This is a genomic window from Buttiauxella sp. (assembly GCF_049686335.1).
Lineage (GTDB): Bacteria > Pseudomonadota > Gammaproteobacteria > Enterobacterales > Enterobacteriaceae > Buttiauxella.
Genome location: NZ_JBAVHX010000017.1, coordinates 45,288 through 59,228, shown reverse-complemented (window position 1 = coordinate 59,228; position 13,941 = coordinate 45,288). Strand labels below are relative to the sequence as shown.

Sequence of the window (13,941 nt, the reverse complement as noted above, 5' to 3'; positions counted from 1 at the left end):
GCTGCGCCAGAACTCGGGGCGGACTGACATGGTGTACAAGGTCTGATGTTTGCCGCTGTCGCCCTGCTCGCAGAAGGTGACGATACCGCGCACCCGGCGTTTAATTTCTTCGCCCTGCCAGATAACCAGCGTGGCTGTTTCATCAAGGATGTTTTTGAAGTCAATTGCCGGGTCCTTGCAGGCGACGGTGATATCCAGGCTGAACAGGGAAGAGAGGGACTGCTTTAATGTAAAACCCACCACCGCAAAGGTGTCCGCCGGAGTATGCCCGGCGGTGAAGGTAAAGCGGGTGCCGTCTGAAGCCATGATGGAAGTCCTTTCCTGTCCGTGGAATTATTGACCAGAGCCTGTAACTAAAATTTAATCATTGGCCTGATAAATATAATAAAATCAATAATATGAATGGTGTGAAGATAGGGTTGGTGGTGGCGTTTGACTGTGATGGGTGTCATATAATTAAAATTCAGAAAACGTACAAAGGAAATAAATGAAAGATAGATTTTTAAAAGAAAAAGGATGAATGACTTGAAAAAAATCCCTGACATTTTGCCAGGGATCTTAAGAGAAGGGCTTAATTGAGTGAGTGTTGTTAATTAAATCTTCGGCCCTGCGCTCACAAGCGCTGCACCAGCTGGGGTGTCAGTGTATTTATCGAAGTTCTCAATAAATAACTTAGCCAGTAGCTCAGATTTTTGCTGCCACTCTTCTGTAGATGCGTAGGTTTTACGTGGATCCAGAATCTGTGGATCGACACCGGCCAATGCTGTCGGAACGGCAAGTCCAAAGATTGGCAGCGTGAAGGTTTCGGTATCGTCCAACGAACCATCCAGAATGGCATCAATAATCGCGCGCGTGTCTTTGATAGAGATACGCTTGCCGGTGCCGTTCCAACCGGTGTTCACCAGATAAGCCTGAGCACCCGCCGCTTGCATGCGTTTTACCAGCACTTCAGCGTATTGCGTTGGGTGTAAAGACAGGAATGCGGCACCAAAGCAGGCAGAGAAGGTCGGTGTTGGTTCGGTTACGCCACGCTCTGTACCCGCAAGTTTGGCGGTAAAACCAGACAGGAAGTGGTATTGCGTTTGATTTGCCGTCAGGCGTGAAACCGGAGGTAGAACACCGAAAGCATCTGCCGTCAGGAAGATAACTTTGTTTGCGTGACCTGCTTTAGAAACCGGTTTAACGATGTTATCGATATGGTAAATAGGGTAGGAAACACGGGTGTTTTCGGTTTTTGAACCGTCATCAAAATCGATAGAACCGTCGTCGAGAACGGTGACGTTTTCCAGCAGTGCATCACGGCGAATCGCGTTAAAGATTTCCGGCTCTGCTTCTTTGGATAAACGAATAGTTTTCGCGTAGCAACCGCCTTCGAAGTTGAACACGCCGTCATCATCCCAGCCATGTTCATCATCGCCAATCAGGCGGCGCTTAGGATCGGTAGAAAGCGTGGTTTTTCCGGTACCAGACAGACCAAAGAACACCGCCACATCACCTTTTTCGCCGACGTTTGCCGAGCAGTGCATGGAAGCAATGCCTTTCAACGGCAGCAGGTAGTTCATGATAGAGAACATACCTTTCTTCATTTCGCCGCCGTACCAGGTCCCGCCAATCAGTTGCACGCGCTCGGTAAGGTTAAATGCGATGAAGTTTTCAGAATTCAGTCCCTGCTCTTTCCATTGTGGGTTAGTGCATTTCGCACCGTTCATCACCACAAAGTCAGCTTCGAAGGTTTCTAATTCTTCGTCAGTCGGACGGATGAACATGTTCTTAACGAAATGAGCCTGCCAGGCCACTTCGGTAATAAAACGTACGGAGAGACGGGTATCTGCGTTCGCACCGCAGAAAGCATCAATAATAAAGAGGCGTTTGCCAGAGAGTTGGTTGGTGACGAGGCCTTTCAGATGCTGCCAGGTTTCTTCGCTGAGCGGTTTATTATCGTTTTTGCCTTTACCATTATCCGCCCACCAAAGGGTATCGCGTGTCGTGTCATCTCGGACAATGTATTTATCTTTCGGGGAACGCCCGGTAAAAATGCCGGTATCAACAGCAATCGCACCGAGATTGGTTTCTATGCCGCGCTCAAAACCTTCCAGATTGGGATTTAGTTCTTCGTGGTACAACGTGTCGTAATCAGGGTTATAAATCACTTCACTTGCGTCATGAATTCCATAAGCCTTGAGATCTTGCGGGGTTATGCCTTTAACTCGCATTTCACTGCTCCTTAGCCAATTTGTACTGCTTAAGATTGTAGGGTTGTTTATGGGTTGTTAACCGCGACACCTATCATAGATTTGAGTATCTAATCGAATCTATATAGCGGAAAACGCTGTGAAGCGAGTCACAACGGGGTGAGAGTATGGCAGGAAATGCTGGCTGGGCAGGGAAAATATTCTGAATATGTTAAAAAATAGTGCGATTAACGGACGAGGTGTGATTAAGCACTCAAATATATGAAACGAAGAGTTGCCCTTCCACAACGGGAAGGGCAAAAAGCAATCAATGAACCTGCGGATTTGCCGGGGAGGCGTTGTTGCGGATCTCAGCAATGTCCATGGAATTGAACACGTAATGGTTGCCGCAATAATCACAGTTCATGTCGATTTCACCTTCTTCTGCAATGATGCTGTTTACTTCTTCATCAGGCAGAGTTCTTAGCGCATCGGCACAGCGCTCACGCGAGCAAGTGCATTTAAATTCCACGGTCTGCGGATCGTAAAGGGTCACTTCCTCTTCATGGTACAAGCGCCACAACACATCGTTGGCCGGTAACGTCAACAGCTCTTCAGCCTTGATGGTTTCGGTCAGTGCGGCCAGGTGATTGAAATCATCAGCCTGAGCGTCTTGAGCTGGCAGAACTTGCAACAGCATGCCGCCCGCAGCCGGTTTGCCTTCAACATCGCCAGTACGGATAAACAGACGCGTCGGTAACTGCTCGGAACGTAAGAAGTAATCTTCCAGGCAAGCCGCCAGTGTGTCGCCTTCAAGCCCAACAACGCCTTGATAGCGCTCGCCTTCAGCAGGCGTGATGGTGATAACCAGATACCCGTTGCCCACGAGAGTTTTCAAATCGGCATCGGCAGGGATTTCACCTTTAAACCGCGCAACGCCACGCATTTGCTGGTTATTGTTGCCGTTAATCACCGCAAGGCTCATTGGGCCATCACCCTGCAATTGCACGGTAATATCGCCATCAAATTTGAGGGTTGCCGTCAGCAGGCTGGTTGCGACCAGCAATTCACCGAGAATCGTTTTCACTGGGGCAGGGTAATCATGGTTTTCCATGATCTGCTGCCAGGTATCGGAAACCGTTACCAGTTCACCGCGCACGGCGAAGTTTTCAAACAGGTAACGATGTAATTGATCTTGTTGAGCCATAATTTTCTCTCATGCATATGACAGCTATACCCTTCAGCTTTCAAGTTGCAGGTGCGATAGCTGCCTTCCTGCATCTCGAAATCTATCGGGTCTATTCGTTGCCACCGTGTTTAAATTTCATCAAATCGCGACGCTCTTTTTTATCGGGGCGACGGTCGGGGTGGGGCATCGTCAGCGCATTCATTTTGCGTGCCAGCGCCACTTTTTCCCGCTTAGTAATACTTTCTGCTGTCTCTTCATAGAGCTGCGAAGCATCCGTGGCCGGACGGCGTTGCTCAGTGATTGCCAGCACTTTGACGGTCTTCTCGTCATTGCCCTGGCGTAACGTCAACATGGCGTTCAGCTCAACGATTTTACTCGGCTTGCTGCGCTGGCCGTTGTAATGCACCTTGCCGCCTTCCACCATTTCCCGGGCTAACGCGCGGGTTTTATAAAAACGCGCTGCCCACAGCCATTTGTCGAGACGTACACCTTCAGACGATTTTTCTTTCATCACGACTCCTTAAACATCAACTTCGGGAGTAGTCGGCGATAGTCGTTCAATGCCGGATGGCGTTGATAGGTTTTGTCGATCTCGCCTGAGTCGGGATTGGTCACGCCCAGGCAATAGCGAATGCCAAACTTCGCGGCAGAATCCAGAATCGGTTCGCTATCATCGATAAACAGCGTTCGCTCTGGTTCCAGCCCGGTATGTTCAGCAACAGCTTGCCACAACCGCTGATCTTCTTTCGGATAACCAAATGTGTGGGTGGAAAGTAATAAATCAAGGTGCTGAGCTAAACCGGTGTGTTCGAGTTTGACAGCCAGATTATGTGGATGCGCATTTGTCAGCAAAATGCGGCGCTTGCCGCAGGATTTCAGGGCATCGAGGAACGGAACCGTGTCTTCACGTAATATCGCGTTCGGCCCCTGGGCGGTAGTCATCGCACAAATATCCAAACCCAGCCGCTCACTCCAGTAATCCAGACAGTACCAGTTTAGCGTATGTTGCACGGCGTGATATTCGCGGGCTATCAGCTGGTGTGCTTCATCAAGTGGAATCGCTCTTTGCTGACTGACGCTTTCTGGCACCAGTTTCTGCCAGAAGTGATTATCGAACGACAGATCCAACAAGGTGCCGTCCATATCCAGCAAGACGGTATCGACATCTTGCCAGGCAATATCAATATGCATAGGGTCTGGGCCTGATTAAAAGAGACTGCGTGACAGGTTAGCACAACCTGTCACACGAAGTTTAGAACAGCGGGCGTACAGCGGAGATCGTGGTCAGCGATGGATTCATACAGTTGTCATAGTACTGCTGGATTTGCGTCAGCCGGTTGCGATTGCGGCGATAACGACGAATAGCCAGCCCACCGTTAACCAACAGACAAACAATCATGCTGATAAGCAACAACGTGGTACTAATGTAACTCCAAAGGCTGCTGCTGTCCGGAACGCGGTGCAGGGAAATATGCTTCGTTCCGTTCGCATCCTGCCGAATGCCGGTAATGATTCCTTCTGCTTTAAAAGGTGTCTGGAGCAGCATATCAGCCAGCCGTTGGAACTCAGTCCATTGCTCTTGCGCCGGAATGTCATACAACGGAACCGGTGGCAGAGGTTGGTCAACCAGGTCGCTGCCTTCGTCACTCATAATCACGTATCCGCCGGGCGCTGGGCTATTGAGAGCCTGTGCCGCACGAGACGTTTCACGGATAAAGAACGGAGCCGTAGAGGTGGTAACCAGATTATCCAGCGACTCGGCACTGACCGGGCGCAGCAGCACATTCACGCCAGTGAGTTTCCCGGAATCCGCTTTTTTGGTCAGCGTATCCCAGTCTTTAGTGTTGCCAAGGTTCACCAACGCATTTTTCAGGCGGATACATTCGTCATCGCTGGTGCACAGTGCCTGAGTTTTCTGAACAATTCCGGCGAAATCATCCAGTAACACCATGCCTGATTTCTGAATGGCACTGCGTAACTGTGGGTTAACTTTGGAATCATCGCTTTGTTGTGGATGAATTTGCCCACTGACAGCCTGCGTCAGTGCCGTGGCTTTATCCATAATTTCTGATTCCGGCACCGGCAGAGCCTGAGCGGTATTCCAGACAATTTGTGAACAGTCGAAGGGCGTAAACGGGTAAGTTTGTCGCGTGGTGTAGTTACCCGGCGTGTGGATATTACACATACCCGTGCCGTTAACTTTCAATGTGTCGCCAATGCGCAGCGTTTTTTTATCGAGATCCGCTACCGTTTTTGCTTCGATAGTTTGCGCGCCTTCCAACCACGACATACTCAGTTTGAGCGGCATTTCTAACGGTACCCAGATGGTGAGCATCGTCAGCACCAACAGGCTACCGATGGCGATAACCAGATTACGCACCCAATGCTGAATAGGGAAGTTGCGTACTTCGTCGTGCAACGACAAAAAACGCCCCTGGCGAATCACATGGCGGTCCAGGTAAATATCGATATCGGTCTTTTGCCCGAGATCCTGTGCAACATACGGTTGCCAGTGAGCCGGGTAAATCAGGTCGATTATCCCTAACGAGATATTGTTAATCTGTTCCTGATTAGATTCACCGAAAAGCCCCCAACGCTTAGGCGTACCGCGTAAGCAGTGAACTTCACGCAGCGCATTTTTGGCCGGAGGCGCAAATAAACCCCACAAGCTTGCCGCCAGCAGCATAAAAGCGCCACCTACTAACCAGGGTAAAACCACCGATGGGGTCACGAGGCACAAAAACAGCATGATGAAAGCCACACAAATGAGGATGGCCTCGCGCAAGCCATCAGGGCGACTAAGTGCGTACTCTTCAGGGGTTTCCTGACGAATATTCAGCAGCTCTATTTGTTCGCTTTCCTCACCACGAATGGAAGCCTGGCTATGAGGATTCTTTTCCAGAGCGAAACCAAAATTTTCGCTGCTGTACTCGATAAGTGTATGACCGTTAAGGGAAATGACTAACGGCATGGTTTCAGTACGTATCAACTCAACGTAGTTGTCGTTGGTAATATACTGTTCCCAGAATGGCGGCAGATGCACTTCTACAGAATCGAGGTAGTAACGCCACTTGTTAGGATCGTCAGTGGATAAGCCATAGCGGGTGATGGAGCGGGTAAGCGACAGCGCGGTGTTACTCAGCGCATTAAGAACCAGTTTGGTCGGCGCAGTACTGGCACCAGAAGGCCCTACGATATCCTGCGTACGAGCTAAAGATTCAATGTAGTTTTCAACAGCGGCGCGTTCTTCGGCGGTCAGCTTGCGCGAGGTCGCACCACTAAATGACGGTGCTTGTGAGACTCGAGCGCGTAAGCGCAGGCTTCGCCAAATCAGCCACCCCGCAATTAAGATGCAGGCCAGCATAGCAGCTAAAAGAAGTAATAAGGTGCTCATGCTTTCCCCATCAAACACTCGTTTTTTTATTAAAACGCAGCAAGTTGCACCCCATACACGTTCGGGTGTCTATCCAACAGACTTCAAGCTACATCTTTTTTGGCAATTTTCACTCACCTGAGTCACAGACTCACGCAAGCTTATGGAAACGTGTTCTCTTCCTGCCCCGATGAAACGCAAATTATGTTGGGCACAGAAGTCACTATCGGCAGCCATGACTTCAATCTTGAGATATTTATTTGTCCATAGCGCGCTGTAACATAATGTTAGCAAAGCGACTTTACGAGAAATATCAGCAAATTCCTATTTCATTTGCAACCTATTGACATGTAGCCGGGACTTTGAAAAATCACTTAAAGTTACAGAAATGTAAATAATATTGAATCTTCATTGCGTGAGATATGTGGCATACCGCACAATGAGGGACCTGCATTTACTGTTAGCCCAGCCACGATGAGTAAACCATTACAAAAACCGACCATTTTACATGTTGAAACCGTGGCCCGTTCACGGCTGTTTAATGTCGAAACGGTGGACCTGGAATTTAGCAACGGTGTGCGCCGCGTTTATGAGCGGATGCGACCGTCTGCACGTGAAGCTGTCATGATACTGCCAATCATCGATAACCATGTGATTCTTATCCGAGAATACGCGGTTGGAACCGAATCCTATGAACTGGGGTTCTCTAAAGGGTTAATCGATCCGGGTGAGAGTGTCTTTGAAGCAGCGAATCGCGAGCTGAAAGAAGAGGTTGGATTTGGCGCCAATCAGCTGACCTTTGTGAAAAAGCTGACGATGGCCCCGTCCTATTTCTCCAGCAAAATGAACATCGTCATTGCTGAAGACCTCTATCCAGAATCACTTGAAGGTGACGAGCCAGAAGAGCTGCCGCAAGTTCGCTGGCCGCTGGAATCGCTGCTTGATTTGCTTGATGAAGAAGATTTTAGCGAAGCGCGAAATGTGAGTGCGCTGTTCCTGCTGCGGGAATGGCTGAAAGAAAAGGGGCGTTTATAAAACGCCCCTCTGAATACTAACCAGGCTTTGAAGGGTGGATGTCGTTATCGCCAATCCACCCTAAACCTCTCTAGAACAACTCGTGACTCTCGCCGTTATCAATTATCGTCGTACCCACTTCATGCACAGCCTGCTGCGTCGGTTGGGTGCCTTCGATAAAGAACTCCGGACGACTACTCCCGCCATTCGCCAGTTGCCCGGTATAACGGTCGATATTCACGGTGACGATGCCCGGTGGCGGCGTTAATGGTTCTTCCGGCACGCCTTCCAGAGCGGCCTTCATAAAATCATCCCATGCCGGTTGAGCACTCTTCGCGCCACCTTCGTAACCTGAGATTTGATCTTTGATTGCGCCTGATGCGGATGTACGCCCGAGGTCACGACGGTGATCGTCAAAACCAATCCATACAGATGTCACAACCCCAGGCCCGTAACCTGAGAACCAGGCATCTTTAGAACTGTTTGTGGTACCGGTTTTGCCGCCAATATCATTACGTTTCAGGTCACGACCCGCACGCCAGCCAGTACCTTGCCAGCCCGGTTCGCCATAAATATTGGAGTTAAGCGCACTTTTGATAAGGAACGCCAGCGGCGTGTTAATCACATGCGGTGCGTACTCCGGTGGGCTGCTTTGGGCAACCAACTCGCTGTTCGCTTGTTCAAGCTTCGGCATAGGAACGCTGGCGTTCTGTTGTTCCTGTGACTGCGCGACGTCTTCCACATCCTGATTTTCCAGAACGTTAGACTTCTGTGTTTCGCCGTAAATCACGGGAATATCGCAATCAGGGCAGGCAATTTTCGGCTTCGCTTCAAAGATCGTCCCGCCGATTTCATTCTCAATTTTTGAGATGTAGTACGGGTCAACCAGGAAGCCACCGTTGGCCATCACGGAATAACCGCGCGCGACCTGCATCGGCGTGAATGAGGCTGAGCCTAATGCCAGTGATTCAGTATGCACGATGTTTTGTGCCGGGAAGCCGAAGCGCTGTAGATACTCCGCTGCGTAGTCAACGCCCATGGCTCGCATCGCACGTACCATAACCACGTTCTTCGACTGGCCAAGACCCTGACGCAATCTGATTGGACCTGCATATTCCGGTGGTGAGTTTTTCGGACGCCAGTCGGAACCGGCACCGGCATCCCAGCGCGAAATCGGCACATCGTTCAGTACGCTCGCCAGAGTCAGGCCTTTATCCATAGCCGCCGTGTAAAGGAACGGCTTGATGTTAGAGCCCACCTGACGCAATGCCTGAGTGGCACGGTTGAACTTACTCTGATTGAAGTCAAAGCCCCCCACTAACGCTACAACGGCACCGTTATTGGGATTGATGGAAACCAGTGCGGAGTTGACGTCCGGGACTTGACCAAGCCACCAGCTCTCATCAACTTTACGTACCCAGATTTGCTGCCCAGCTTGCACCACATCCGTCACTTTGCGTGGCGTTGGGCCTTGCGCGGTGTCCGAACGATAAGGTCGTGCCCAGCGCATACCATCCATATTGATAGACACGGAGCTGCCGTCAGCCATCAATGCGGTCGCTTCCGCAGGCGTTGCCTGAGTAATCACGGCCGGGAACAGCGGGCCATAGACCGGCAGATTCTTTAACGAATCGACAATCTTCGTTTTATCCCACGGCGTTTCGCCCACTTTCCACAGCACGTTAGATGGGCCACGGTAACCATGGCGCATATCGTAAGCCATGACGTTATTGCGTACGGCTTGTTGAGCAGCTTGCTGCGTTTTACGCGTGATGGTGGTGTAAACCTTATAACCATCTTCGTAGGCTTTCTCGTCATAACGCGCCACCATATCCTGACGCACTAACTCAGAAAGATACGGGGCAGAGAAGGCGATTTCTGGCGCGTGATAGTTCGCGTCAATTGGCTGGTTACGCGCTTCGTCGTATTGCGCCTGGGTAATATAGTTTTCGCTCAACATACGCGATAACACGACATTACGACGGGAAGTGGCGCGGTCCATCGAGTACAACGGGTTAAAGGTTGACGGTGCTTTTGGCAACCCGGCAATCACCGCCATTTCGCTGAGCGTCAGTTGGTCAATCGACTTACCAAAATAGACCTGTGCTGCGGCACCGACACCATAGGCGCGGTAACCGAGATAAATCTTGTTGAGGTATAACTCGAGGATTTCATCTTTGGTTAGCAACTGCTCAATGCGGATGGCGAGGAACACTTCTTTTATCTTACGCATCAGTGTGCGTTCAGGGCTCAAGAAGAAGTTACGTGCCAGCTGCTGCGTAATGGTACTTGCGCCCTGGGATGCATGGCCGGAAAAAAGCGCCACGCTGGCGGCACGGAAGATCCCGACCGGATCAACGCCATGGTGTTCGTAGAAACGGCTGTCCTCTGTCGCAATAAAAGCTTTCACCATCACAGGCGGAATTTGGTTGAGCGTCACCGGAATACGGCGCTTCTCACCGTATTGAGCAATAAGCTCACCATCAGCGCTATAAACCTGCATTGGGATCTGGAGCCGCACGTCTTTAAGCGTGGCGACATCAGGCAACTGGGGCTCAATAAATTTGTAGAGCCCGAAGATCGAGCCTGCTCCCAGCAGAATGCAACACACTGCAAGGATTAATAAATACTTTACGAACTTCACCTTAGATTTCCCATTACGTTTCCATTGGGCAGTTTATAAACAACCGCGCGGTAGTATAAAGGCAAGCCAGTGGCATTGGTATGGCATTTTCCTCGCACGGCGATAAGGAGATCGTAATCATGATGTTCGCAACCTGGCAAATAGGCCTGGATATTCAACATGAAAGCATTCGTGCTGTGGCGGTTCAACGCCAGCGGCAAGGTTGGCAGCTTCGGCATTGGTGGGAACTTCCTCTGCCCGAAGGGACCTTCCGTGACGGTTTGTTAATTGATGCGGAAACCTTCACTAACGTGTTGCTGGACTGGCGAAAAGAATTGCCCGTGCGCCATCAACTGCGTGTCTCATTTCCCACCCAGCGAACATTACAGCGCCCCATTCCTGCGCCGGATAAGCGCCTGGCTGAACCCGCGAGTGATGCCTATATCGCATCAGCAACCGCCCGGCAGCTGCAAATGACACCGGCTCAATTGTGCTGGGATTATTTAGCGTCACAAGATGTTGCTGAGCCGCATTTGATCATAGCTGCGCGCCAGATGGATGTCGCTGCGCTGATAAAAAGTCTGGCGGCGGTACAGCTCTATCCGGCCACCCTGACGCCTGGTGCGAGTGCATTGCCAGCGCTGATGGCTCCGTGCCATTTAGGGAAGTGCGAGTACTTAGTGCATCGCGAAGGGAATCACTGGTTGTGGGCCTCAACCGAAACCACGCCGCGTTGGGGTTGGGCTGATACCCATGCCGTACCTACGATTATCGATTGGTGTCAGCAATTTAAGACTGAGCCAGAGAAAGTGGCGCTGAGTTTTGCCCGGCCCGAACCATTGCCGACGGGTTTTTTACAGCTGGATGCCTGGTCCGCGCTTTCACGGTTTCAACCGCCGTTGCCACGCCATGGCGGGATATTTACGGTTGCTATTGGGCTGGCCATTGGTCGGGTTTCCCGATGAGCGCGCTGATTAATTTACTCCCCTGGCGTCAGACCTTGCGCCAACAGAGGGTGCGCCGTTGGAGCGTAATGTTTGTTGTGGTTTTAATCCTCGTGCCACTTTTAGCCATGGCTGGACGGCAGTTATCGGCCTCGATTGTCATCCAGCAGCAGATTCAAAGTGAATACCTGGCGATGACGCTTCCCGCATTGCAGGCCCTTTATGAGCAACGGCTGGGTTTAGCAGAGCAACACAGAAAACTGCTGCAGTTGCAGCAAGTTCGTGATTCGCAGCAACATGCCGTGCAGGTATGGGAGCGACGATTGATCCGACTGGCTGACGGTTTGCCTGCCGGTGCCTGGCTGTCCTCACTGGCTCTGCGAAAGGGGCGACTTGAGGTTAAGGGGCAGGCAACGGATCTGGAAGACATGCACAGGCTGGAAAAGAAACTCGCTCAGCTTGACGGTGTGGCTGCGGTTAAGACCGACGCGATTCAGCAGGAAGCACTGGGTAGATTTGGCTTCGGTTTCACGCTCACGCTTTCTGAGGTGGCAAATGCCCTGGCTCATTGAACGCTGGTTAAGTGGCGCGCGCTGGATACGGGTCGTCACGTTTACCGGCATAACGTGCCTCTTCACGCTTGCAGCCGGCTTGTTGCTGATTGTGCCGCAGTATTCTCAGATTCAACAGTCGCAGGCAAACAGTGAGCAAATCGGCCACCAGCAGGCGGTGCTGAGACAAAAGATCCAGCAACTGACTGCGCTTCAACAACCGTTGCCTGCGTTGACTCCACCATTGTTTTCCGTGACGGACTTTGTCAGGCAAGCGGGTGGACAATTGGTGAAGTGGCAGCCAGACGATAAAAGCGCCGCTCTGGACATGCTGGTTTCATGGGAAAAACTGCCGGAGTTGTTCATGCGACTTGCTGAATATCGAATTGTGGCAGACCACTCGTTCACCATCACGGCGCAAGGCGCGTTACTCAATCTGGAAATGAATTTGGAGTTTGCGGATGAGCCGTAGCCTTGGCGGGTTGTTGTTACTGGTTGTCTCCCCGGCGTGGGCGTTACCTCCAAATCCGTTTCTGCCACATGTTTCGCCTTGTGACAGTCTGTCTGCGCAACTTGGCAGTTGGGCGGTAAAGGGCGTTATCCATTCAACGGAAATAAACGCGGCTTTGATGCTCGGCCCACAAGGTGCATGGCGGCGTATTAAATCAGGTAGCGAGCTTTTTAAAGGCACGCAGATTGAAATTGTGGGCGAGGGATTTGTGGTCGCAAAACTCGCCCCCGGGTGCCCACTCACTACTTATCGCTGGGAAATAAAAGGAAAAACACATGCAATGGATGCGGGTATTACTGTTGATGCTGGTGCTGCCATTCACAAGCCAGGCCGATAAAGGTGTTTCGCTGGTACTGGATGACGCGCCGGTAGGTCAGGTATTGCAAGCGCTAGCCGAAGCTCAACGCGTTAACCTGTTGATCGCACCGGGAGTAGAAGGTTCCCTGTCGCTAAACTTAATCGATGTGCCGTGGAAACAGGCATTTCAGCTGGTGCTCAATAGTGCGGAGCTCAGTCAGAAACGGGACGGCAACGTTATTCAAATTTTGCCCAAGGCTCGCCAACGCGAGCAACAAGCATTAGCGCTGGAACAGCGCAAACAGCTCACACTCAATCAGCCGATATTGCAGCAAGTATTTGCACCCCATCATGCTGATGTCGAAGAGCTAGCCGCTGCGTTGAAATCAGCGGGGACTAAACTTATCAGTGCCCTGGGCTATATCACGGTAGATAAGCGAACAAACCGGCTAATCGTCCATGACAATAAAGATGTATTGAAACAGGTAGCTGCCTGGGTTGCCGAAATGGATTTACCAATAGGCCAGGTTGAGATTGAAGCCCATATTGTGACCATCAATCAGGATAAGTTGCGTGAACTGGGAGTGAAATGGTCTGCTACGGAACAAACGGGGGAAAGTAAAATCTACCAACCCACGGGGATTTCGGCTGATCTGTCAGTCGCCAGCGCAACGACCAGGGTCGGTTTCAATATTGCCCGCATTGATGGTCGGCTTCTGGAACTGGAGCTATCCGCTCTGGAACAGCAACAACAACTCGAGATTATTGCCAGCCCTCGTTTGATGGCAGCGCATCAACAGCCTGCCAGCATTAAACAAGGTACTGAAATCCCTTATCAGGTTTCCAGCGGTGAGAGCGGGGCGACCTCAATCGAGTTTAAAGAGGCGGTTTTGGGCATGGAAGTGACGCCAACCATTCAGCCGCATGGCAATATTCGTCTAAAACTGCGTATTAGCCAAAACATGCCGGGCCGTAGTATTCAGCAGGCTGACGGCGAGGTACTCGCGATAGATAAGCAGGAAATAGAAACAGTGGTGGCGGTGAAAAATGGCGAAACCCTGGCACTCGGTGGGATTTTCCAGCAGCACAATAAAGACAGTAATGATAGTGTCCCCCTACTGGGCGCGATCCCGCTGGTGGGGAGTCTGTTTCGCCATGATGCTAAAAACCATCAACGCCGAGAATTAGTGGTATTTATTACACCGCGACTTATCCCAGTTCCGTAGTGTTTTCGTTCACCATAGTGCAGTTTTTCTTTGAAACAATGC

13 protein-coding genes are annotated in these 13,941 nt (G+C 50.9%); 6 read left to right on the top strand and 7 right to left on the bottom strand.

Going from position 1 to position 13,941, the window contains the following annotated elements; genetic code table 11:
- The 6 genes from WBL83_RS13570 to WBL83_RS13545 form a co-directional block, all read right to left on the bottom strand.
- The coding region (locus tag WBL83_RS13570; protein WP_424589644.1) for a contractile injection system protein, VgrG/Pvc8 family at positions 1 to 306 on the bottom strand (306 nt) is incomplete at its 3' end.
- A 287-nt stretch (positions 307 to 593) separates the two neighbouring features.
- Positions 594 to 2,213, bottom strand: coding sequence for a phosphoenolpyruvate carboxykinase (ATP) (gene pckA, locus WBL83_RS13565; RefSeq protein WP_424589643.1), 1,620 nt, complete (start codon positions 2,211 to 2,213; stop codon positions 594 to 596).
- A 286-nt stretch (positions 2,214 to 2,499) separates the two neighbouring features.
- Complete coding sequence (gene hslO, locus WBL83_RS13560; protein WP_424589642.1) at positions 2,500 to 3,378, bottom strand: Hsp33 family molecular chaperone HslO; 879 nt, start codon at positions 3,376 to 3,378, stop codon at positions 2,500 to 2,502.
- A gap of 91 nt (positions 3,379 to 3,469) precedes the next feature.
- On the bottom strand, positions 3,470 to 3,871 hold the full coding sequence (gene hslR / locus WBL83_RS13555) for a ribosome-associated heat shock protein Hsp15 (RefSeq protein ID WP_424589641.1): 402 nt from the start codon (positions 3,869 to 3,871) through the stop codon (positions 3,470 to 3,472).
- Positions 3,871 to 4,551 (bottom strand): GMP/IMP nucleotidase, encoded by a 681-nt coding sequence (yrfG, locus tag WBL83_RS13550; RefSeq protein ID WP_424589640.1) that lies wholly within the window; start codon positions 4,549 to 4,551, stop codon positions 3,871 to 3,873. The genes hslR and yrfG overlap by 1 nt, the downstream gene beginning before the upstream one ends.
- Before the next feature lie 61 nt (positions 4,552 to 4,612).
- Positions 4,613 to 6,754, bottom strand: a complete 2,142-nt coding sequence (locus WBL83_RS13545; RefSeq protein ID WP_424589639.1) for an intracellular growth attenuator family protein — start codon at positions 6,752 to 6,754, stop codon at positions 4,613 to 4,615.
- A gap of 453 nt (positions 6,755 to 7,207) precedes the next feature.
- Here WBL83_RS13545 and nudE point away from each other — a divergent pair, with 453 nt between their 5' ends.
- Positions 7,208 to 7,768, top strand: coding sequence for an ADP compounds hydrolase NudE (gene nudE, locus WBL83_RS13540; RefSeq protein ID WP_424589638.1), 561 nt, complete (start codon positions 7,208 to 7,210; stop codon positions 7,766 to 7,768).
- Positions 7,769 to 7,838: 70 nt separating this feature from the next.
- On the opposite strand, the gene mrcA is transcribed toward nudE, so the two are convergent.
- Entirely contained in the window at positions 7,839 to 10,391 is a 2,553-nt protein-coding gene (gene mrcA, locus WBL83_RS13535) for a peptidoglycan glycosyltransferase/peptidoglycan DD-transpeptidase MrcA (RefSeq protein ID WP_424589637.1), read from the bottom strand.
- A gap of 119 nt (positions 10,392 to 10,510) precedes the next feature.
- On the opposite strand from mrcA, the gene WBL83_RS13530 reads away from it, so the two are divergent.
- Genes WBL83_RS13530 through pilQ form a run of 5 tightly spaced genes read left to right on the top strand, consistent with a single transcriptional unit; the run spans position 10,511 to position 13,899 of the window.
- On the top strand, positions 10,511 to 11,335 hold the full coding sequence (locus tag WBL83_RS13530; protein WP_424589636.1) for a pilus assembly protein: 825 nt from the start codon (positions 10,511 to 10,513) through the stop codon (positions 11,333 to 11,335).
- Complete coding sequence (locus WBL83_RS13525) at positions 11,332 to 11,886, top strand: PilN domain-containing protein (protein WP_424589635.1); 555 nt, start codon at positions 11,332 to 11,334, stop codon at positions 11,884 to 11,886. Before WBL83_RS13530 ends, WBL83_RS13525 begins: the two co-directional genes overlap by 4 nt.
- Positions 11,870 to 12,337 carry a hypothetical protein gene (locus WBL83_RS13520; RefSeq protein WP_424589634.1) on the top strand — a complete coding sequence of 156 codons (468 nt, stop codon included), beginning with the start codon at positions 11,870 to 11,872 and terminating at the stop codon, positions 12,335 to 12,337. The genes WBL83_RS13525 and WBL83_RS13520 overlap by 17 nt, the downstream gene beginning before the upstream one ends.
- Positions 12,327 to 12,713: a HofP DNA utilization family protein gene (locus WBL83_RS13515; protein WP_424589633.1), complete on the top strand. Its 387-nt coding sequence runs from the start codon at positions 12,327 to 12,329 to the stop codon at positions 12,711 to 12,713. Before WBL83_RS13520 ends, WBL83_RS13515 begins: the two co-directional genes overlap by 11 nt.
- On the top strand, positions 12,652 to 13,899 hold the full coding sequence (gene pilQ, locus WBL83_RS13510) for a type IV pilus secretin PilQ (RefSeq protein WP_424589632.1): 1,248 nt from the start codon (positions 12,652 to 12,654) through the stop codon (positions 13,897 to 13,899). Before WBL83_RS13515 ends, pilQ begins: the two co-directional genes overlap by 62 nt.
- Positions 13,900 to 13,941: the final 42 nt, after the last annotated feature.

Excerpts from the sequence above, each read along its gene's own strand:
- pckA (WP_424589643.1), bottom strand. The coding sequence starts at position 2,213 with ATGCGAGTTAAAGGCATAACCCCGCAAGATCTCAAGGCTTATGGAATT.
- hslO (WP_424589642.1), bottom strand. The coding sequence starts at position 3,378 with ATGGCTCAACAAGATCAATTACATCGTTACCTGTTTGAAAACTTCGCC.
- hslR (WP_424589641.1), bottom strand. The coding sequence starts at position 3,871 with ATGAAAGAAAAATCGTCTGAAGGTGTACGTCTCGACAAATGGCTGTGG.
- yrfG (WP_424589640.1), bottom strand. The coding sequence starts at position 4,551 with ATGCATATTGATATTGCCTGGCAAGATGTCGATACCGTCTTGCTGGAT.
- WBL83_RS13545 (WP_424589639.1), bottom strand. The coding sequence starts at position 6,754 with ATGAGCACCTTATTACTTCTTTTAGCTGCTATGCTGGCCTGCATCTTA.
- nudE (WP_424589638.1), top strand. The coding sequence starts at position 7,208 with ATGAGTAAACCATTACAAAAACCGACCATTTTACATGTTGAAACCGTG.
- WBL83_RS13530 (WP_424589636.1), top strand. The coding sequence starts at position 10,511 with ATGATGTTCGCAACCTGGCAAATAGGCCTGGATATTCAACATGAAAGC.
- WBL83_RS13525 (WP_424589635.1), top strand. The coding sequence starts at position 11,332 with ATGAGCGCGCTGATTAATTTACTCCCCTGGCGTCAGACCTTGCGCCAA.
- WBL83_RS13520 (WP_424589634.1), top strand. The coding sequence starts at position 11,870 with ATGCCCTGGCTCATTGAACGCTGGTTAAGTGGCGCGCGCTGGATACGG.
- WBL83_RS13515 (WP_424589633.1), top strand. The coding sequence starts at position 12,327 with ATGAGCCGTAGCCTTGGCGGGTTGTTGTTACTGGTTGTCTCCCCGGCG.
- pilQ (WP_424589632.1), top strand. The coding sequence starts at position 12,652 with ATGCAATGGATGCGGGTATTACTGTTGATGCTGGTGCTGCCATTCACA.